The sequence below is a fragment of the Streptomyces sp. NPDC048192 genome, from assembly GCF_043202415.1.
Lineage (GTDB): Bacteria > Actinomycetota > Actinomycetes > Streptomycetales > Streptomycetaceae > Streptomyces.
In genome coordinates this window covers 295,555-316,323 of the sequence record NZ_JBIDAL010000001.1, presented here as the reverse complement: position 1 = coordinate 316,323, position 20,769 = coordinate 295,555, and the positions used below count along the sequence as shown (strand labels likewise).

Below are 20,769 nucleotides of genomic sequence, written 5' to 3'. Positions count from 1 at the left end.
GGGCGTGAAGAGGATCAGAGACTTCAGGGGCCTAACGGCCGTACGGTGGCTCACGACCACCGATCACAAGACGATCGGAACGCTCTACTTGGTCACCGCGTTCGCGTTCTTCCTGATCGGTGGCGTGATGGCGCTGCTCATGCGCGCCGAGCTGGCCCGGCCGGGCCTGCAGATCATGTCGAACGAGCAGTTCAACCAGGCGTTCACGATGCACGGCACGATCATGCTGCTGATGTTCGCGACGCCGCTGTTCGCCGGCTTCACCAACTGGATCATGCCGCTGCAGATCGGCGCGCCCGACGTGGCGTTCCCGCGGCTGAACATGTTCGCCTACTGGCTGTACCTGTTCGGCTCGACCATCGCGGTCGGCGGCTTCCTCACCCCGCAGGGCGCGGCCGACTTCGGCTGGTTCGCCTACTCGCCGCTGTCGGACGCGGTCCGCAGCCCGGGCGTCGGCGCCGACATGTGGATCATGGGTCTGGCCATGTCCGGTTTCGGCACCATCCTCGGCTCGGTCAACTTCATCACCACGATCATCTGCATGCGCGCCCCGGGCATGACGATGTTCCGCATGCCGATCTTCACCTGGAACGTGCTGCTGACCGGTGTCCTGGTCCTGCTGGCCTTCCCGGTGCTGGCCGCCGCGCTGTTCGCCCTGGAGGCGGACCGCAAGTTCGGCGCCCACGTCTTCGACGCCACCAACGGCGGCGCCCTGCTGTGGCAACACCTCTTCTGGTTCTTCGGCCATCCGGAGGTGTACATCATCGCGCTGCCGTTCTTCGGGATCATCTCCGAAGTGATCCCGGTGTTCTCGCGCAAGCCGATGTTCGGCTACATGGGCCTGATCGCCGCGACCATCTCCATCGCCGGCCTGTCGGTCACGGTGTGGGCGCACCACATGTACGTCACCGGCGGTGTGCTGCTGCCGTTCTTCTCCTTCATGACCTTCCTGATCGCCGTCCCGACCGGTGTGAAGTTCTTCAACTGGATCGGCACCATGTGGAAGGGCTCGCTGTCCTTCGAGACGCCGATGCTCTGGGTGCTGGGATTCCTCGTCACGTTCGTCTTCGGCGGCCTGACCGGTGTCCTGCTCGCCTCGCCGCCGCTCGATTTCGCCACCTCCGACTCGTATTTCGTGGTGGCCCACTTCCACTACGTCCTCTTCGGCACGGTGGTGTTCGCGATGTTCGCGGGATTCCACTTCTGGTGGCCGAAGTTCACCGGCAAGATGCTGGACGAGCGCCTGGGCAAGATCACCTTCTGGACGCTGTTCATCGGCTTCCACGGCACCTTCCTGGTCCAGCACTGGCTGGGCGCGAACGGAATGCAGCGCCGGATTCCCGACTATCTCGCGGCCGAGGGGCTCACCACGCTCAACACGGTCTCGACCATCTTCTCGTTCCTGCTCGGCCTGTCGATCCTGCCGTTCCTCTACAACGTGTGGAAGACGGCCAAGTACGGCAAGCCGGTCGGCGTGGACGACCCGTGGGGCTACGGCCGTTCGCTGGAGTGGGCGACGTCCTGCCCGCCGCCGCGGCACAACTTCGTCACCCTGCCGCGGATCCGCAGCGAGTCCCCGGCGTTCGACCTGCACCACCCGGAAACACCGCTCGACCGGCGCGAGTTGAGCGTGTGATAACGGAACGGGAAGAGCCGGGCGCGCGTCGTGGAGTCCGCGCCGAAGCCGGATGCGGCCATACTGGCCGTCGTGCGCGTTGCGATCATGTCGGCAGGGTCCCGGGGCGACGCGGCCCCCTACACCGGACTGGGACACCGGCTCGCCGAGGCCGGGCACGAGGTCACGCTGGTCACCCACGCCCGTTTCGAGCCGCTGGCGGCGGGCTCCGGCATACGGTTCCACGCGCTGCCGGTGGATCCGCGGGCGGAGCTGGAGTCACCGCGCGGACGGGGTCTGCACCGCAGTTCCGGCGGCGTCGGCAAGCTGCTGCGGGTGGTGGCCCTGGCGCGGCGGCTGGTCGGGCGGATGACCGAGGACCTGCTCGCCGCGGCCCGGGACGCCGAGGTGCTGCTGCTGTCCGCCTCGCTGGCCCCGCTCGGCCACGCGATCGCCGAGGGACTGCGGGTGCCGAGCATGGGCGTCTATCTGCAACCGCTCGCGGCGACGCGGGAGTTCGCACCGCCGGTGCTCGGCGGCGGCAGCTGGGGCGCGGCGGCCAACCGGTTCGCCGGACACGGTGTCGGACTCGCCGTGGAGCACGTCTTCGCGGCCACCGTGCCCGATGTGCGGGCCCGGCTGGGACTGCCACCGGCGGGCATCGGCGCCGCACGGCGGGCCCGGGAGCGGCAGGGCTGGCCGGTGCACCACGGGTTCAGCCCGCTGGTGGTGCCCCGGCCCGCGGACTGGCGGACCGGTCTGACGGTCGGCGGCTACTGGTGGCCGTACGACACCGGGAGCCGGCTCCCCGACCGCCTGGAGGAGTTCCTGGACGCCGGTCCGGCGCCGGTCTTCGTCGGGCTGGGCAGCGCCACCGTGCCGGATGCGGCCCGGCTCGGCGCGCAGGTGGTGGCGGCGCTGCGGCGGGCCGGGCTGCGCGGGGTGATCCAGCGCGGCTGGGCCGGGCTCGCGGCCGGCGGGGAGGACATGCTGACCGTCGACGACGTACCCCATGCGCTGCTGTTCCCGCGGATGGCCGCGGTGGTCCATCACGCGGGCGCGGGGACGACCGCGGCGGGGCTGCGCGCGGGGGTGCCGGCCGTGCCGGTGCCGGTGCAGTTCGACGCGGGGTTCTGGTCCGCCCGGCTGGTGGCGCTGGGCGTCGCCCCGGACGTGGTGCCGTTGCGCCGCCTCACCGTGGACGCGCTGGCCTCGGCGCTGGTGCGGGCCACGCGTGAGCCGGCGTACCGGGAGCGGGCGCGGTCGCTGGGCGCGCGCATCCGCGGCGAGGACGGCGCCGCACCCGTGCTGGCGGCGCTGGACCCGCTCGGCGGGTGAGGTGCCGTCGGGAGCCGGACGGGCGGTGTCAGCCGTGGGTGAGCACCATGCGGAAGCGGGCGGCGCCGGAGAGCATCTTCTGGTAGGCCGCCTGCGCGTCGTCCAGCGGGACGGTCTCGGTCATCGGGCGGATGTTGTGCAGGGCGCTGAACTCCATGGTGTCCTGCACGTCCTGGGAGGTGCCGGACGGGTGGCCGCGCACGACCCGGCCGCTCATCAGCAGCTGCACCGGGCTGATGCCCAGCGGCTCGGGGTCCGCGCCGATCGCCACGAGTTCGCCGCGCGGCGCCAGGCCGTCCACGGTGGCCGCGATGGCCTGGGAGTTCCCGGCGGTGGCCAGCACGACGCTCGCGCCGCCCAGGGACCGCAGGGCCTCGCCGACCGGGGTGCCGGAGGTGCTGTCGACGTAGTGGTGGGCGCCCAGCTGCTTGGCGAAGTCGGCCTTCTCCGCGCCGCGGGCGATCGCCACGGTCTCGAAGCCCATCGCCGCCGCGTACTGCACCCCGAGGTGGCCGAGGCCGCCGATGCCGAGCACCGCGACCAGGTCCCCGGGGTGGGCGGAGCTTCGCCGCAGCCCGTTGTACGTGGTCACGCCGGCGCAGGCCATCGGCCCTGCGTCGCCCGCCGAGAGCGCGTCGGGGATCCGGGCGAGGGCGTCGACGGGGGCGATGACCTTCTCCCCGAAGCCCCCGTCGTAGGCCCAGCCGGGGACCTTCAGGTTGGCGCACGTGATGAAGTCGCCCTTGCGGCAGGACGTGCAGTGGCCGCAGCTGCCGCCGAACCAGCCGACCGCGACCCGGTCACCGACCTGGTACCCCCAGTCCTGGGTCCCCTCGCCGAGCGCGTCGACGCGGCCCGCGATCTCGTGCCCGGGCACTACGGGAAAGGTCACGCCCGGCAGACCGGCGTTCACGAACATGGTGTCGCTGTGGCAGATTCCGCAGGCCTCGACGGCGATCCGCACCTGGCGGGGCCCGGGCTGCGGCACCTCCCGCTCGACCAGTTCGAACGGGCCGCCCGCCGTCGTCACCTGCGCGACGCGATAGGTACTCATCACACGCTCTCCTGTGTCTCGCGTGGTCGTCCGCCGCTCGGGGCACGGGCAGGACGCCCCCCGCACCAGCAGACCAGCTCCGCCCCGATCCCGCGCGCCGAGCCCCACCGGACCGCGCCGGGGCGCACCGAGCCCGTCCGCGCCGACCCACGCCGGCGTGGCCCCCTACCGACGCCGGGGCGCACCGGGTCTTGTGACGTCCAGGGCCGAGTCCCCTGCCGTCCATCACCTAAGCCCGTCTCCCGTGGCTGGGGCCGCGATATCAGGAGGGGCCCGTGCGGCCGGGTGAGGCCCGCACAGCGGAGCCTGCGCCGCGGGACAGCCCGCGCAGTCGGCTGCGGGCCGCGTCACGCCGGAGCGGGGCGCGCCAAGCAGCACCGAGCCGCCCCAGACAGGAGCAGGCCGCCAGGCGGAAGCAGGCCCGGCAGACGGAAGCGGGCCGCGTCAGGCGGAACCCGGCGCGTCACGCGGCAGCGGGTCGCCCAAAGCAGGCCTGGGCCGCCCCAGACAGGAGCACGCCGCGTCACGCGGAACCGCCCGCGCCAGACAAGAACAGGCCGCGTCAAACCGAGGCGGGTCCGTCAGACGCAAGCGGGCCGCGTCAGGCACGACCGAGCCGCCTCAAGCAAGACCGGCGCGTCAGGCACGACCGGCCGCGTCAAGCGGAAGCAGGACCGCCCAGCAGGACCGGCGTCGTGCAGGACCGGGCCGCGTCAAGCACAAGCAGGCCCGCCATGCACAACCGGTGCGTCACGCGGGAGCGGGTCGTGTCAGGCCGTCGGGGGGCGCCAGTGTTCTGGGCGGAGCATGCCGAGCAGGAGGCCTACCAGTTCGTCGACCACGTCGTCGAGCGTGGCGTCGACCCAGCCGGCGCTCCAGTCGTGCAGCAGGCCGTTGACGCTGCCGATGAAGGCCGTCGCGGCGAGCCGGTAGTCGCGGGGCGCCGCCTCCCCGCGCGCCACGGCCGCGTCGGCCTCGGCGCGGATGAGGTCGATCCAGCGGGCCCGGCGGGCCAGGCGCTGTTCCTCCAGGCGCGGGCTGACGCCGACGATCTCCATGAAGCTGATGCGGATGCGCCGCGGGTCGGAGGTGACGTTGCGGGCGTAGGCCCGGAAGAGCACCGCGGCGCGCTCGGCCAGCGGCAGCCCGTCCGCCGTGGCGAGGGCGTCCAGGACGGCCTGTTCGGCCCAGCCGTTGACCTGCAGGTGCAGGGCGGCGAGGACGTCCTCCAGGGTGCGGAACTCCTCGTAGAACTGGCGGGTGGACAGGCCGGCGGCCTGGCTCAGCGCGGCCACGGTCGTGTTCCGGTAGCCGGGGGCGCCGCCGAACAGCTCCAGGGCCGCGGCCAGGAAACGGCGGCGCCGCTCGGCCTGCCGTTCCTCGGCGGATCTGCCGCCGTAGCGGCCCGTCGGCGCCTTCAGCCTGCCCGTCACCTTGTTCCCTCCGTCCGGCCCCTGCCCGATCCCCAATCTTGTCGTGCACACATCTTGTCGCGAAGGGGGTTCGCTCCTTACTTTTCAGTAAGTCACTGTGAAAGCGCCCGTGTTCAGATTCCCTCACGTCCTCGAGGAAGGAGAGCAGTCATGCCTGCCTCCAGAACCAGGCACCTGTGCTCCGTGGCCGCGGCCCTCGCCCTGACCCTCGCCGGCCCGTCGACCGCCGCGACCGCCGCCTCCGCCGCGAGCGGCGCCTCCGACGGCCTGCGCGAGGTGCTGTTCGTCGGCAACAACTGGGACGGCACCGCCGATGTCATCCGGTCCTCCGGAGACTTCGCGAAGATCGGCCGGATCGACGTCGTGCCGGACAAGGCCCAGCGGCTGGCGGAGATCAACGCCGACCCGATCAAATGGATCTACTACACGTCCATCCGCAACGAGGTCGGCGAGGGGCACGACCAGTACGTGGACGACATGTACTCCACGCCCGACGGCCGGTCCGTGGTGGTCTCCCGGCCGAGCTTCGCCGACGTCGTCTCCATCGACCTGGCCACCGGCCATCTCAACTGGCGCTTCCCCGTGGCCGGTTACCGCGCCGACCACATGGCCGTCTCGCCGGACGGCACCCGGGTCGCCGTCTCCGCGTCGACCGCGGACAAGGTGCAGGTGCTGGACATCGGAACCGGCAAGGAGCTGGGCGAGTTCGGCACCGGGGACAAGCCGCACGAGAACTTCTTCACCGACGGCGGCAAGTACATCTGGAACATGTCCATCGGCGAGGTGACGACCTCCCTGGACGACCCGGCCTGGGACTGGACCAAGGGCGACCGGCACATCACGATCGTCGACGCGAGCACGTTCAAGCAGGTCAGGACCATCGACATGCGGCAGCGGCTGGACGCGGCCGGGCTGAGGGACTTCTCCGACGCCGTGCGGCCGGCGGCGTTCACGCCCGACTGGTCCAAGCTCTACTTCCAGGTGTCGTTCTTCAACGGCTTCCTGGAGTACGACGTGGCCTCCGACAGGATCACCCGCGTCAAGACGCTGCCGGAGAACCCGGCGACCAACCCAGACCGCACCACCTGGCTGCTGGACTCGCGCCACCACGGCATCTCGATGAACCCGGAGGGCACCAAGCTGTGCGTGGCCGGGACGATGGACGACTACGCGACCGTGGTCGACCGGGCCTCCTTCGACGTCGGCCCCCTCGTCACCGCCTCGACGCCGTACTGGGCGACCGTGAGCGGCGACGGCAAGGACTGCGTCATCTCGGAGGCCGGCGCCGACCAGGTCACGGCCATCGACTTCGCCACCGGCCGCAAGGTGCTGTCCGTGCCGGTCGGCGACCATCCGCAGCGCGTCCGGCTGGGTCACGTCCAGGCCGACTGGACGGGCCCGGAGGGGAGTTGAGCACCGGCGCCGGAACCATCGGCGGCAGGCTCAGTCCCCCACCCTGCGGGTAACGTTGAGCAGGTACTCCTTCCTGTTCAGCGGGTTGTGGTCGGTGCGCGGGCGCCGCGGGACCGTGCCGCGGACGACCGGTGCGTAGTGGTCGAAGGCCGTCTCCAGCGCCCCCTCGCCCCGGGTGAGGCCGGGCAGCCGCTGCTCCAGCTCGTGCACCCGGGCGGCCGGCACCGTTCCCTGCAGCACGCCGGCCGCACCGACCGCGTCGGTGGTCTCCGGTACGGCGCCGAGCCGCGCGAGCACCGGAAGCAGCGCGCCCAGCGTGTCCACCGGTGCCTCGAGCCGGAAGCGGTGCATGGGCTCGTGGACCAGGGTGCCCGCGCGGCCCAGCGCCTCGGTCAGGACCAGCGGGGTCAGGCCCCGGAAGTCGTAGCCGGTGCTCGACATGCTCTTGTCGAAGCCCTGGTGGGCGTGGCTCTGCCGGGGCGAGTAGCCGGAGTGGGTCATGGTGACCGTGCAGTCGGGGATCCGCCAGCCGTACAGGCCCTGGCCGAGCGTGGCGCGGACGGTGTCCTCGACGGCCTTGAAGAAGGCGTACGGCATCGAGCCCAGCTCCACCTCCAGCCTGAACTCCACGCCCGCGCCGGGCGGCGCGGGCTCGACGCGCAGGCCGACCGTGGCGAGGAACGGGTTGCCGTCCTTCTTGTTGAACTCCACGGCGTGCCCGGTGCCGGCCAGCCGTTCGACGCACAGGGTCGTGGTCTCGCGGAAGGTGACGTCCAGGCCGTACTCCTCGGCGAGGGTCGCCTGGACGACCTCCTTCTGCACCTCGCCGTAGAGGGAGACGGACGTCTCCCCGCGCTGCTCGTCGTGCCGGACGCCGATGAGCGGGTCCTGCTCGGCGAGCTGGGTGAGCGCGAGGTGCAGCGGGCGCCGTCCGGTGCCGGGGCCGGGCACGACGACCGTCTCCAGGGTGGGCGGCGCGAACTGGTGCCGGTACGCCGGGCCGGGGCGACCGAGGGCGTCGCCGATCCGGATGCCGTCGAGCCCCCACACCTTGACGATCCGTCCGGCGCCGGCCTGGTCCCGCCGCACGTCGGTGCCGGACTCGAACACGCTGAGCCCGGTGACACGGCCCTCGGGGCGGCGCCGTACGGCCCGACCACCACCGGGGTGGTCCTGCGGCCCGGCGAGGCCGCCTCCGTACCGTGGTCCGCCGCCTGCCGGGACGTCCTCCGCTCCCCCGCTGCCGAACGGCACCCGGTCACGGACGCGCAGGGAGCCGGAGAAGATGCGGGCGTAGGCCGCCTTCTCGCCGGCCGGCCCGCGTTCGACCTTGAAGACCGTGGCCGACAGCGGGCCGGCCGGGTCGCCGTCCGCGGCGGGCAGGAGGTGTTCGATGCCGGTGATCAGCTCGGGCACACCCGCTCCCGTGATGGCGGAGCCGAAGTACACCGGATGGACCAGCGCGCGGCGGCTCTGGGCGGAGAGGGCGGCGCGCACCCGGGCGTCGGCCGGCGGGCCGTCGAGGTAGGCGGCGAGCAGGTCGTCGTCGTGGTCGGCGAGCACCTCCGGCGCAAAGGGGCCGAGGCCGGGGACGAAACGGGCGGCGGGCGTGCCGGCCGCGGCGGGCACGCCCATCGGCACGAGCGGTACGGACAGCCTGCGGGCCATCTGCTCCAGCACGGCGGCGCCGTCCGCGCCACGCCGGTCGATCTTGTTCACGAAGATCAGCGTGGGGATCCGCAGCCGGCGCAGGGTGCGCATCAGCACCCGGGTCTGCGCCTGGACGCCCTCGACGGCCGAGACGACCAGGACGGCGCCGTCGAGGACGCCGAGCACCCGCTCGACCTCGGCGATGAAGTCCGGGTGGCCGGGGGTGTCGATGAGGTTGACGGTGACGCCGTCGAGCGGGAACGAGACGACGGCGGACTTGATGGTGATGCCGCGCCGCCGTTCCAGCGCGAGGGTGTCGGTGGTGGTGCTGCCGGCGTCGACGCTGCCGATCTGGTCGATCACTCCGGCGGAGTGCAGCAGCCGTTCGGTCAGGCTGGTCTTACCGGCGTCGACATGCGCGAGAATTCCGAGATTGAGCAGATGCACTGAGCGTGATGTCCTTCGGCACGGGGCGGATTCCTTCCTGGGCGGACATGCACGCAGCGCGCATCGGCGGACCTCTCTGTGTGTGACTCTGTGTGTGACGACGGACAGCCCGCAGTGCAGCAGACACCGGGTCCCGGCGGCAATGGATTAACGCTCAACCAACGCTCGTCGCGCAGTCGGCCGGCCCAGGTGGCCGGGGCGGGGCGCCGTACTGCTCCCGCGCTGCCGGGGAACTCGGCGATCCGCAGTTGCCCGGCAATCGGATGCGCCGGGCGCGGGACCCGGTGGCCCGGGTGAGAGGAGCGGACGGTGCGGGAGATCCTGCCGGCGCTGGCGCGCTGGCACGCGGCCGGGGTTACGTTCGGGCTGGCCACGGTCGTCGCGGTCAGCCGCAGCGCGCCGCGCGGACCGGGGGCCGCGATGGCGGTGGGCCCGGACGACGAGGTCGTGGGGAGCGTGTCCGGTGGCTGTGTCGAGGGCGCGGTGTTCGAGCTGGCGCGGGAGGTCGTGGCGAGTGGCGTGCCGCGGCTGGAGACGTTCGGCTACAGCGACGAGGACGCCTTCGCCGTGGGGCTGACCTGCGGTGGCGAGATCACCCTGCTGGTGCGGCCGGTGACGGCCGGGTCGGACCCGGCGCTCGGCGCGGTCGCCGCGTCGGTCGCCGCGGGCGAGCCGGTGACGGTGGCCACGGTGGTGGACGGACCGGCGCGGCGGGGCGCGGTGCTCGCCGTCTGGCCCGACCGGGCGGCCGGCACGCTCGGCACGGACGGCCTCGATGCCGCCGTCACCGCCGACGCACGCGGCGAACTCGCGCTCGGCGTGTCGGTGTCACGGCACTACGGTCCGCACGGCCAGCGCCGCGAGGACGCCGTCACCGTGTTCCTCCAGTCGTTCGCGCCGCCGCCGCGGATGCTGGTGTTCGGGGCGATCGACTACGCGGCGGCGGTGGCCCGGATCGGCGGCTTCCTCGGCTACCGGGTCACCGTGTGCGACGCCCGTCCCGTCTTCGCCACGCCCAAGCGCTTCCCGGCGGCCGTCGAGGTCGTGGTCGACTGGCCGCACCGCTATCTCGCCGGCACGCAGACCGACGACCGCACGGTGGTCTGCGTCCTCACCCACGACCCGAAGTTCGACGTACCGCTCCTCCAGGAGGCCCTGCGCCGCCCGGCCGCCTACATCGGGGCCATGGGCAGCCGGAAGACCCACGAGGAGCGGCTCGCCCGGCTCACGGAGGCCGGCCTCAGCCGGGCGGAGCTGTCCCGGCTGCGCTCACCGCTCGGCCTCGACCTGGGGGCCCGTACGCCCGAGGAGGTCGCGGTGTCCGTCGCCGGCGAGATCGTCGCCCTGCGCTGGGGCGGCAGCGGGGCGCCCCTGACCGGCACCGCCGGGGCGATCCACCCGCCCGCCTCCTGACGAGCCCCGGAAGGCGACGGAGCGGGCGGCTGTGGCAAGGGGCGCGGCACGGTGGCGCCCGTCCGGCACCGGTCGCTGCCCGGAGGGGGCGGGCAGCCGGACCTCACCGCCGCACCCGCACCAGCGCCCCCGGCAGCAGCACCACGGCGATCAGCGCGGCGAGCCCGTAGAGGCCGGCGGACGCGAGCGCCACCGCGTGGAAGCCGGAGACGAACCGCCCCTGGTCCGCGGGCGACCCGGCGACCGCCCCCGCCACCGCGATGCCGATCGCACCCCCCGTCTGACGGGCGGTGTTGTTGACCGCGGAGGCGAGCCCCGACCGCTCGCCGGGCACCGCCGCGATGGCCGCCGCCACCACGGCCGGCGTGACCAGCCCGAGCCCGACGCTCCACAGCAGGAACGCCACGAGCAGCACCGCGTACCCCGCGCCCGGCGTGGCCCGCAACAAGAGTGCGAGTCCGGCCGCGGCAATCAGGAACCCGGCGCCGGCCGGCAGCCGGGAGCCGATCCTGCCGGTGATCCGGCCGCCGAACGGCGCGAGCACGGCGAGCGGTGCGAACAGCGGGACCAGCATGACCCCGGCCAGGAGCACAGAACGGTGCTGCACCGACTGCAGGAACAGGGTCAGCACGAACAGCGTGCCCAGGGTGCACAGGTTCATGATCCCGGCGGCGGTGTTGGCGGCGCCGAAGGCCGCCCGGCGCAGCAGGGTGAGCGGCAGCATCGCGTCGTCGCCGCGCCGCAGTTCGACCGCGCCCAGCGCGACCAGGGCGGCCGCGGCCGTCGCGGCGGCCGCGAGGACCTGCGGTGCGGTGGCGCCCAGCCGGCCGCCCTCGATGAAGGCGAAGGTGACGGCGAGCAGCGCCAGGGCGCCGAGCAGCATCCCGGGCAGGTCGAGGCGCCGGGCCTGTTCCTCCCGGCTCTCCCGCACGACCGCCGCCGTCCAGATCAGCGCGAGCACCACGATCGGCACGTTGACCAGGAAGACCGCGCGCCAGCCGAGCCCCTGGGTGAGCACCCCGCCGAGCAGGGGCCCGGCGGGCAGGGCGAGACTGCCGACGCCCGCCCACACCCCGATCGCGCGGGCCCGTTCGGCCTCGTCGGGAAAGGCCCGGCCGATGAGGGCGAGCGTGCCGGGCAGCAGCAGCGCCGCGCCGACGCCCTGCACCACCCGGGCGGCGACGAGCACGGGCACGCCCGGGGCCAGCCCGCAGGCCAGGGACCCGGCGCCGAACACGACGAAGCCGGTGAGCACGACCCGCTTGTGGCCGTACAGGTCGCCGGCGGTGCCGCTGGTGAGCATGAGGGAGGCCAGCGCCAGCGCGTAGCCGTCGACCACCCACTGCAGTCCGCCGACGTCCGCGCCGAGCCCCGAGCCGATCCGGGGCAGGGCGACGTTGACGATCGTGACGTCGAGGAGCACCAGGAAGTATCCGGCGCACATGACGAGGAGGACGGTGCGCGGGGATCCGGCGCGCCGCGCCGGCCGCACCGCGCGCTTGAGCAGGGTGACGGTTGCCTCGGGCATGAGGGACGGGTACCACCCGGTGTGCCGCTCAGACGTGGTCCCGCCGCGGACCGCTCGGACGTGGTCCAGCCGGAGTGGCGCCGGCCGTACGCCGGTGTACCGCGCGCCTACCGCGGGGGCAGCCGGTGCAGGACCACATCGGTGAGCGCGCCGTCGGTGAGGGCCGCGGTGAGGTAGGTGCAGTGGGGCTGGCGGCGGCGGTCGGTCGGAGAGCCGGGGTTGAGCAGCCGCAGGCCGTTCGGGGCGGTGGTGTCCCAGGGGATGTGGCTGTGGCCGAAGACCAGCACGTCGAGGTCGGGGAAGCGGGCGGCGCAGCGGGCCTCACGCCCCTGGGCGGGGCCGGTCTCGTGGACGACGCCGAAGCGCAGGCCGTCCAGTTCGGCGTACGCCACCTCGGGGAGTCGCGCCCGCAGCTCGGGCCCGTCGTTGTTGCCGTACACCGCGACGAGCCGGCGGCTGCGGCTCCGCAGCAGGTCCAGGGTGGCGGTGTCGACCCAGTCCCCGGCGTGGAACACGACGTCCGCGTGCGGGAGTTCGGCCAGCAGCGGCTCGGGGAGCCGTTTGGCGCGCTTGGGCAGATGGGTGTCGGACATGAGCAGCAGGCGCACGGCGAAAGCCTAGGCGGCGCGGGAGGTCAGGCGGCGCAGGCCGCGTGCGGCGCCGAGCAGCGCGACGCCCGTGCCGAGGGCGGTCACGGCCGGGTGCCGGGCCACGGTCTGCTGCAGGGAGCGCGGGTGGGCGCTGTCGTCGAAGGAGCCGTGCGCGCCGTGGTCCTCGGCGGGGTCCCGGTCGACGGGGGTGAAGAGGTTGTCCTCGCCGGCGGGCGGGATGCGGTCGGTCTGCTGGGAGTCGAAGCCGGTGCGGGCGAGATAGCGGTCGAGCAGGGCCGGGACGAGCCGGTTGGCCCAGATGGTGGCCACGGTGCTGGCGCCGACGTAGTACTGCTTGCGGCGCGGGTGGTCGGCCGCGTACAGCACGCCGCGGGCGGCGACCTCCGGCTGGTAGATCGGCGGCACCGGCATGGGGTGCCGGGACAGCCGGGAGCGGACCCATTCGAACTGGGGGGTGTTGACGGCGGGCATCTGGACGACGGTGACGTGGACGTGGCTGCCCCGGTGCAGCAGTTCGGTGCGCAGGGAGGAGGTGAAGCCGTTGATGGCGTGCTTGGCGCCGCAGTACGCCGACTGCAGCGGGATCGACCGCTCCCCCAGGGCCGAGCCGACCTGCACGATCGTGCCCCGGTCGCGGGGCAGCATGCGCTTGAGGGCGGAGCGGGTGCCGTTGACGAATCCGAGGTAGGTGACCTCGGTGATCCGGCGGAACTCCTCGGGGGTGATCTCGTCGAACGGCGCGAAGACGCTCGCGAAGGCGCAGTTGACCCATGTGTCGATGGGGCCGAACTCCTTCTCCGCGGCCTCGGCGACGGCCTCGACCTGGGTCTGGTCCGCCACGTCGGCGGGCTGCACGAGCGGGCGTCCGCCGAGGGCCGCGACCTCGTCGGCCGCCGCCCGCAGGCCGCCCTCGCCGCGTGCGACCAGCACGACGTTCGCGCCGCGCCAGCCGTACAGCCGGGCGGTGGCACGTCCGATTCCGGCGCTGGCACCGGTGATGACGACGGTCGCGGGCATGGTCATCTCCTTTCCTGCGGGCTCACTGCGTTCGGTGCTGCCGTCCCTCATCCGGGGCGCCGCCGCAGCCGCAGGGCGAGCGCGGCGCCGGCGGGCACGGCCGCCGTGGCGGCGGCCGTCGCCCAGCGGGCGGCGCGGGAGGGCGGCTCGGGGCGGTCGGCCAGGCGTTCGGGGTGGTCGCTGGGCAGGTTGCCGTCGAGGGCGAGCGCGAGCACCTCGGCGAGGTGCAGGGCGCGGCGGCCGGTGCCGCCTTCCTCGATCTGGGTGCGGCAGCTGAAGCCGTCGGCGAGGACCAGGCTGTCGGGTGCGGCGCCGCGGACGGCGGGCAGCACGCCCTGTTCGGCGACGGCCATGGAGACCTCGTGGTGGCCGCGTTCGAAGCCGAAGTTGCCGGCGAGTCCGCAGCAGCCCTCGTCGAGGACCTCGGCGTCCAGGTGGGCGCGGCGCATCAGTTCCTCGTCGGCGCCGGACTTCATGATGGCGTGCTGGTGGCAGTGGGTCTGCACGGTGGCCTGCCGGGCGAGCCGGGGTGGCTCCCAGCCGTCGGGGGCGTGGTGGACGAGCTGTTCAGCGAAGGTGCGGACCTGCCCGGCGAGCCGCTGCACGTCCTGGTCGGCGGGCATCAGCTCGGGGGCGTCGGCGCGGAAGACGGCCGTACAGGAGGGTTCGAGACCGATGACGGGGGTGCCCGCCTCCAGGTAGGGGCGCAGCACCGCGAGGGTACGGGTCAGCACCTTCTTGGCGACGGCGAGCTGACCGGTGGAGATCCAGGTCAGGCCGCAGCAGACGGGTTCGGTGGGTACGGCCACCCGGAATCCGGCGTCCTCGAGCACCCGTACGGCCGACTTCGCGATCGCGGGGTGGAAGTAGGTGCTGAAGGTGTCGGGCCACAGCACCACGGTGCGCGGGTCGGCCGGGTCCGGCTCCTCCTGGTCGCGTGCCTTCCACCACTGCACGAACGACTCCTCGGCGAACACCGGCGCCGAGCGGGCCTCGTCGATGCCCGCGAGCCGCTTGCCGAGCCGGGCCAGACCGGGCGCTTGCAGCGCGGAGTTGACCAGCGAGGGGGCGATCCGGGAGAGCCGGGCCCACAGCGGGAGGTAGCCCATGGAGTAGTGGGCGGCCGGGCGGATCCGGCCCTCGTAGTGGTGGGCCATGAACTCGGCCTTGAGGGTGGCCATGTCGACGCCGGTCGGGCAGTCGGACTTGCAGCCCTTGCAGGCCAGGCACAGGTCGAGCGCGTCGCGTACGGCGGTGGAGCGCCAGCCGTCCTCGACGGCGGAGTCGGCGTGGCCGTTCAGCATCTCGAACAGCAGCCTGGCCCGGCCGCGGGTGGAGTGCTCCTCCTCCCTGGTGGCCCGGTAGGAGGGACACATGACGCCGCCGGAGTGGCTGCGGCAGTTGCCGATGCCGACGCAGCGCATCACGGCGCGGTTGAAGGAGTGCTCGTCCTCGGGGAAGTCGAAGTGGGTGGAGGGGGTGGCCGGCCGCCAGCCGGGGCCGAGCCGGAGCTGCCCGTCCACGGGGTGGGGGTGGACGACCTTGCCGGGGTTCATCCGGTTGCCGGGGTCGAAGAGGGCCTTCAGCTCGCCGAACGCGGTCACCAGCCGCTCGCCGAACATGCGGGTGAGCAGTTCGCCCCGGGACTGCCCGTCGCCGTGCTCGCCGGACAGCGAGCCGCCGTAGGCGGCGACGAGGTCGGCGGCGCGCTCCACGAAGCGGCGGAAGTGCGCCACGCCGTCGGCGGTGCGCAGGTCGAAGGGGATGCGGGTGTGGACGCAGCCCTGCCCGAAGTGGCCGTACAGGGACGGGTGGTCGTAGTCGAACTCGTCGAAGAGGCCCTTGAGGTCGCGCAGATAGTCGCCGAGCCGTTCGGGCGGCACGGCGGAGTCCTCCCAGCCCTCCCAGGTCTCCCGGTCGTCCGGCGGACGCGCGGTGACGCCGAGTCCGGCCTCGCGGGCCTTGAGCATCTTCTGCTCGCGCTCGGGGTCGTCGGAGAAGGCGATCCTGCTGTCCTTCTCGTCGCGGCCGACGGCGCGCAGCAGCGCGTGCGCCTGCTCGTCGACCTCCTCCTGGCTGTCGCCGCTGAACTGCAGCATCAGCCAGCTGTCGCCCTCCGGGAGGGCGTTCAGGGAGTCGAGGTAGGCGCCCTCCTCGCGCATCAGCTGCGCCATCCGGCCGTCCAGCGCCTCGAGCTGTGTGGGTGAGCAGCGTTCGAGCAGCAGCGGCACGTCGTCGGCGGCCGTGCAGATGTCGTCGTAGCCGAGGACCAACAGCGACTGGTACCGCGGCACCGGGACGAGGTCGAGTTCGGCGCGCAGGACGGTAACCAGGGTGCCCTCGCTGCCGACGAGCGCCTTGGCGACGTCGAAGCCGTTCTCGGGCAGCAGGGAGTCGAGGTTGTAGCCGGAGACGCGGCGCGGGATCTTGGGGTAGCCGCGGCGGATGTCGGCGAGGTACTCGGTGGCGATGCGGTCGAGGCCGGCGTAGAGCTCGGCGAGCCGGCCGCCGCCGGCGGCGAGCCGGGCGCGCTCGTCGGGCGGGGTGGGGCCGACCCAGGCGCGCTGTCCGTCGTAGGTGAGGATCTCCAGCTGCCGGACGTTGTCGACGGTCTTGCCGTAGGCCTGCGCGGAGGCCCCGCAGGAGTTGTTGCCGATCATGCCGCCGAGCGCGCAGTGGCTGTGGGTCGACGGTTTCGGCCCGAACTGGAGCCGGTGCGGGGAGAGCTGGCGGTTGAGTTCGTCGAGGACGATCCCGGGCTCCACCACGCAGGTGCGCCGTTCGGGGTCGACGGAGATGAGCCGGTCGCAGTACTTGGTCCAGTCGATCACCACGGCGGTGTTGGTCGACTGTCCGGCGAGGCTGGTGCCGCCGCCCCGGGAGAGGACGGGGGCGTCGAACCGCGCGCACACCGACACGGCCCGGGCGCCGTCCTCGACCGTGCGCGGGACGACGACGCCGAGCGGGACCTGCCGGTAGTTGGAACCGTCCGTGGCGTAGGCGCCGCGACTGCCGGCGTCGAAGCGGATCTCGCCGTCCACCTCGGCGCGGAGAGCCGCCTCGAGGCCGGACATGTCCGAAGGGGTCATCTGCGCTCCCAGTCCTCACCGACCGTGCGGGGTCACCGACGTGCTGCCTGTCCGAGGACGGGCGAGTACCCGACAATTGAACAGTCAAGACTGAACAGTTTGACCTGGACAGTTGCGGCTGTCGGCCTTAGGGTGGCGGCATGGCCGACATCTCCGACTCCGCCGCACGGGCCGCGCGCGAGCTGCGCGTGGTGTTCAGCCGGCTGCGGCGCCGCATCCGCGAGGTCGCGCAGGACACCGACCTCAGCCCCTCCCAGGAGTCGGCGCTCACCCTGGTCGGCAAGCACGGCGCCGCTACGGCCAGCGCGCTGGCCGCCGCCGAGGGTGTGCGCCCGCAGTCGATGGCGACCACGCTGGCCGCCCTGGAGCAGCACGGGCTGATCCGGCGCGCCCCCGACCCGGACGACGGCCGCCGCCAGCTGGTCACCCTGACCGACGCCGGGCGGGCCCGGATCGAGGGCAACCGGCAGGTGCGCGAGGAGTGGCTGGCCCGCGCCTTCCAGGACCGCTACACCGAGCAGGAGCGGCAGACCGTGCTCGCGGCGCTGGAGCTGCTGGAACGCCTGTCGCAGCCGTGACCCGGAGGCCGGCCGCACGCGCCGCCGGGACGGCCTCCCGCCCCCTTGACTGCGCCGCGGTCGCCTCGGCCCCGGCTCCGGCCGGCGTCGCCCGCCGATCCGGGTCCCCGCCCGCCGGGACCGCCGGGCCCCTTCCTGCCCGCCGGCCCGGCACCGCCGCCGGCGAGCACCCGCCGGACCGCTCCCCGGGCCGGCACACCCCGGAAACCCCCGAACCCCCTGAAGCTCCGGAACCCCCGGAAACTCCCGACCCCTCGAAAGGCCTGACCGACTCATGTCGCTCACCACGCTCGACCCCCGTACCGCCCTCGTCGCGATCGACCTGCAGAACGGCATCGTCGGCATGCCCGTGCAGCCGCACGCGGCCTCCGACGTCGTCTCCCGCACCGCCGAACTCGCCGACGCCTTCCGCGCCAAGGGGCTGCCCGTGGTCCTGGTCCGCGTCTCCTTCGCGCCCGACTGGGCCGACGCCGTCCCCGGCCGCACCGAGCGCCAGGCGCGCGGCCTCGCCTTCCCCGAGGGCTGGGACGTCATCGCCGACGAGCTGAACGGCCACCCCGGCGACATCCGCGTCACCAAGCACAACTGGAGCGCCTTCCACGGCACCGACCTCGACGTCCAGCTGCGCCGCCGCGGCGTCACCCAGATCGTGCTCACCGGCATCGCCACCAGCATCGGCGTGGAGTCCACCGCCCGTGACGCCTACGCCCACGGCTACCACGTCACCCTCGCCACCGACGCGATGGCCGACGCCGACGCCGAGGCGCACGCCAACAGTGTCGAGCGGATCTTCCCGCGGCTCGGCGAGAGCGGCACCACCGCCGAGATCCTTGAGCTGCTCGCCAAGACCCACGCCTGACCGTGCGGCCCCCGGCCCGTGCGGCGGAGCGGGGGTGCCCGCACACCGCCGCACGGGCCCGGGTTAGCATTCGGCCACGCCCACCCGTGCCACCCAGGCAACGGGAAGCGAACAAAGGGGGCTTGGAACCGGATGCCGGTCAAGGTCAGCGTCATCGTCCCCGTGTACAACCCGGGGCCGTACATCGAGGACTGCATCGCCTCGCTGCTGCACCAGTCGCTGCCTCCCGACGAGTACGAAGTGATCTTCGTGGACGACGGCTCCACCGACGCCACCCCGGCCCGGCTCGACGCCCTCGCCGCCGAGCATCCGCACATACACGTCATCCACCAGGAGAACTCCGGCTGGTCGGGCAAGCCCCGCAACGTCGGCATCGAGGCCTCCCGCGGCGAGTTCGTGATGTTCGTCGACAACGACGACCGGCTCGGCGACGAGGCCCTGGAGCGGATGTACGACTACGGGGTCGCCAACAAGGCGGACGTGATCGTCGGCAAGATGGCCGGAAAGGGCCGCCCGGTCCCGGTGGAGCTGTTCCGCCGCAACCACCCGCACGCCACGGTCGCCAACGCCCCCCTGATCGACAGCCTCACCCCGCACAAGATGGTCCGGCGCTCCTTCCTGGAGCGCACCGGGCTGCGCTTCCTCGAGGGCCGGCGGCGCCTGGAGGACCACGTCTTCTTCGCCGAGGCCTATCTGCGCGCCGACAACGTCTCGGTGCTCAGCGACTACGTCTGCTACTACCACATCAAACGCGACGACGCCTCCAACGCCGGCTTCCAGCGCTTCGACCCGGTCGGCTACTTCAGCAACCTGCGCGAGGCCCTCGACGTGGTGGAGCGGTACACCGAGCCGGGCCCGCTGCGCGACCGGCTGCTGCGCCGCTGGCTGCGGGTGGAGATGGTCGAGCGGATGAGCGGCCGCCGTCTGCTGGCGATGCCGGACGACTACCGGCGCGAGCTGTTCAAGGAGATGCACGCCGTCGTCGTCGAGCGCTTCGGCCCCGGCGTCGCCCCCGGCCTGCGCCCCGGGCAGCGGATCGTCGCCGCGCTGATCCGCGAGGACCGCTACGACGACCTGGTCGCCTACGCCGAGTGGGAGGCCGGGGTCCGTCCGCGGGCCGTACCGGCCGGGGCCGCCTGGCGGGACGGCGTCCTGCGCATCGGCCTCGGCGTCGAGTACACCACCGCCGACGGCCCGCTGACGGTCCCGGCGGGCGCCCCGCGGCCGCTGGCGGACGGCGCGCCCCGCGATGTCGCCGAGGCGGCGTCCTGGCTGGCGGCGGCCGCCGAGGACGGCTTCGAGACGGCCGCCGTCGACGTGATCGTGCGCGACCGGGAGAGCGGCGCCTCCTTCTTCCAGCCGGTCGAGGTCACCCGCGAACGCGTCGCGGCCGAGGCCGGCGGCACCCGGCTGCTGCTGCGCGCCACGGCCGCCGTCGACCCCGCCACGGCGGCCGGCGGCGACCCGCTGGGCGCCGGCCTGTGGGACCTGTACGTGCGGGTCGGCCTGGGCGGCTGGACCAAGGAGTGCCGGCTGGGCCCCGCCCCGGCGCAGGGGCTCGCGCTGCCGCCGGCCGGCATCGTCGAGGGCCGCGTCGTGCTGCCGTACTGGACGCAGCAGTACCGCAACCTGTCGCTGGACGTGGACCGTGCGGTGAAGTCCCTCGGACTGCACCGGCTCACCCCGGCGGACGCGACGGTCTCCGCCGACACGCTGACCGTCGCGCTGCCCCTGTACGTGCCCGACAGCACGACGGTCGGCGTCCGCCTGGCCGGCGCCTCCGGCCGCGCGGTCGACCGGCCCGCCGCGCTGACGCCCGCCGACGGCGTGCACGCGCTGCTGGAGGCCGGCCTGCCGCTCGGCGAGCTGCGCGGCGCCCTGTGGCGCACGGAGCTGCTGCTGTCCGGCGGCCGGGCCGTGAAGCTGCCGCTGCTGCTGCGCGTGGGACGCGGACCGGGCGCCGTCGAGGTGGTCCGCGCGGCCCCGCCCGGTATGCTGCGCCGACTGCTGCGCAGGGCACGGCGCCTGCTGGGCGGCGTACGGCGAGCGCGGACGACCGCGACGACACGGAGGGCATGACGGCGTGCGGCAACTGGGGATCGGCGGCGCCTGGGTACTGGAGCCCCAGGTGTTCCCGGACGACCGGGGCAGCTTCCACGAGTGGTACCGGGGCGCGGAGTTCCGCGAGGCCACCGGGTACGACCTCGGTCTCGCCCAGGCCAACTGCTCGGTGTCCCGGCGGGGCGTGCTGCGCGGCATCCACTTCGCCGACGTGCCGCCCGGCCAGGCCAAGTACGTCACCTGTGTGCGCGGGGCCGTCCTCGACGTGACCGTGGACATCCGCGTCGGCTCGCCCACCTACGCGCAGTGGGAGGCCGTGCGGCTGGACGACGAGAGCCGCCGCGCGGTGTTCCTCGCCGAGGGGCTCGGGCACGCCTTCATGGCGCTCACCGACGACGCCACGGTGGTGTACCTGTGCTCCACCGGGTACGCGCCTGGGCGCGAGCACGGGCTGCACCCGCTCGACCCGGCGCTGGACATCGCCTGGCCGGAGGGCATCGAGCCGCTGCTGTCGCCGAAGGACGCCGAGGCGCCCACGCTGGCCGAGGCGGAGCGGTCCGGGCTGCTGCCCACGTACGCGGACTGCTCCGCCCACTACCAGCGGCTGCGCTCCGGGGAGTTCAGCGGCTAGGCCGCCCAGGCGGCCGGGGAGCCGTGCGGGCG

Annotated in this window: 15 protein-coding genes; 8 read left to right on the top strand and 7 right to left on the bottom strand. The window is 73.5% G+C overall.

What is annotated here, in order from left to right; genetic code table 11:
- Positions 1–4: 4 nt before the first annotated feature.
- On the top strand, positions 5–1,636 hold the full coding sequence (gene ctaD, locus ACGFZN_RS01390; protein ID WP_393856389.1) for a cytochrome c oxidase subunit I: 1,632 nt from the start codon (positions 5–7) through the stop codon (positions 1,634–1,636).
- Positions 1,637–1,723: 87 nt separating this feature from the next.
- Positions 1,724–2,953: a glycosyltransferase gene (locus tag ACGFZN_RS01385; RefSeq protein ID WP_393856665.1), complete on the top strand. Its 1,230-nt coding sequence runs from the start codon at positions 1,724–1,726 to the stop codon at positions 2,951–2,953.
- 28 nt (positions 2,954–2,981) lie between these two features.
- Here ACGFZN_RS01385 and ACGFZN_RS01380 read toward each other — a convergent pair whose 3' ends face one another.
- Together ACGFZN_RS01380 and ACGFZN_RS01375 are read right to left on the bottom strand one after the other, a co-directional pair.
- On the bottom strand, positions 2,982–4,007 hold the full coding sequence (locus tag ACGFZN_RS01380) for an alcohol dehydrogenase (RefSeq protein WP_393856388.1): 1,026 nt from the start codon (positions 4,005–4,007) through the stop codon (positions 2,982–2,984).
- Positions 4,008–4,777: 770 nt separating this feature from the next.
- The gene (locus tag ACGFZN_RS01375; RefSeq protein WP_393856387.1) at positions 4,778–5,440 is read right to left on the bottom strand and encodes a TetR/AcrR family transcriptional regulator; all 663 of its coding nucleotides are present in this window, start codon (positions 5,438–5,440) and stop codon (positions 4,778–4,780) included.
- Positions 5,441–5,590: 150 nt separating this feature from the next.
- Here ACGFZN_RS01375 and ACGFZN_RS01370 point away from each other — a divergent pair, with 150 nt between their 5' ends.
- Positions 5,591–6,853, top strand: coding sequence for a YncE family protein (locus tag ACGFZN_RS01370; RefSeq protein ID WP_393856386.1), 1,263 nt, complete (start codon positions 5,591–5,593; stop codon positions 6,851–6,853).
- Between the two features lie 30 nt (positions 6,854–6,883).
- Here the strand turns inward: ACGFZN_RS01370 and ACGFZN_RS01365 are convergent, their stop codons facing one another.
- Positions 6,884–8,950 carry a GTP-binding protein gene (locus tag ACGFZN_RS01365; RefSeq protein ID WP_393856385.1) on the bottom strand — a complete coding sequence of 689 codons (2,067 nt, stop codon included), beginning with the start codon at positions 8,948–8,950 and terminating at the stop codon, positions 6,884–6,886.
- Positions 8,951–9,259: 309 nt separating this feature from the next.
- On the opposite strand from ACGFZN_RS01365, the gene ACGFZN_RS01360 reads away from it, so the two are divergent.
- Positions 9,260–10,363 (top strand): XdhC family protein, encoded by a 1,104-nt coding sequence (locus tag ACGFZN_RS01360; protein WP_393856384.1) that lies wholly within the window; start codon positions 9,260–9,262, stop codon positions 10,361–10,363.
- Between the two features lie 103 nt (positions 10,364–10,466).
- On the opposite strand, the gene ACGFZN_RS01355 is transcribed toward ACGFZN_RS01360, so the two are convergent.
- From ACGFZN_RS01355 to ACGFZN_RS01340, 4 genes are all read right to left on the bottom strand, one after another.
- Positions 10,467–11,891 (bottom strand): MFS transporter, encoded by a 1,425-nt coding sequence (locus ACGFZN_RS01355; RefSeq protein WP_393856383.1) that lies wholly within the window; start codon positions 11,889–11,891, stop codon positions 10,467–10,469.
- Between the two features lie 107 nt (positions 11,892–11,998).
- Positions 11,999–12,499 (bottom strand): metallophosphoesterase family protein, encoded by a 501-nt coding sequence (locus ACGFZN_RS01350; RefSeq protein WP_393856382.1) that lies wholly within the window; start codon positions 12,497–12,499, stop codon positions 11,999–12,001.
- A 9-nt stretch (positions 12,500–12,508) separates the two neighbouring features.
- Positions 12,509–13,519: an SDR family oxidoreductase gene (locus ACGFZN_RS01345; RefSeq protein WP_393856381.1), complete on the bottom strand. Its 1,011-nt coding sequence runs from the start codon at positions 13,517–13,519 to the stop codon at positions 12,509–12,511.
- A 47-nt stretch (positions 13,520–13,566) separates the two neighbouring features.
- Entirely contained in the window at positions 13,567–16,608 is a 3,042-nt protein-coding gene (locus ACGFZN_RS01340) for an FAD-binding and (Fe-S)-binding domain-containing protein (RefSeq protein WP_393856380.1), read from the bottom strand.
- 140 nt (positions 16,609–16,748) lie between these two features.
- Here ACGFZN_RS01340 and ACGFZN_RS01335 point away from each other — a divergent pair, with 140 nt between their 5' ends.
- The 4 genes from ACGFZN_RS01335 (at position 16,749) to rfbC (ending at position 20,737) form a co-directional block, all read left to right on the top strand.
- Positions 16,749–17,186, top strand: a complete 438-nt coding sequence (locus ACGFZN_RS01335; protein ID WP_393856379.1) for a MarR family winged helix-turn-helix transcriptional regulator — start codon at positions 16,749–16,751, stop codon at positions 17,184–17,186.
- 274 nt (positions 17,187–17,460) lie between these two features.
- Entirely contained in the window at positions 17,461–18,045 is a 585-nt protein-coding gene (locus ACGFZN_RS01330) for a hydrolase (protein ID WP_361988742.1), read from the top strand.
- A gap of 132 nt (positions 18,046–18,177) precedes the next feature.
- Positions 18,178–20,124 carry a glycosyltransferase family 2 protein gene (locus tag ACGFZN_RS01325; protein WP_393856378.1) on the top strand — a complete coding sequence of 649 codons (1,947 nt, stop codon included), beginning with the start codon at positions 18,178–18,180 and terminating at the stop codon, positions 20,122–20,124.
- A gap of 4 nt (positions 20,125–20,128) precedes the next feature.
- A complete protein-coding gene (gene rfbC, locus ACGFZN_RS01320) occupies positions 20,129–20,737 on the top strand; it encodes a dTDP-4-dehydrorhamnose 3,5-epimerase (protein WP_393856377.1) in 609 nt (202 codons plus the stop codon).
- The last annotated feature ends 32 nt before the right edge of the window (positions 20,738–20,769 follow it).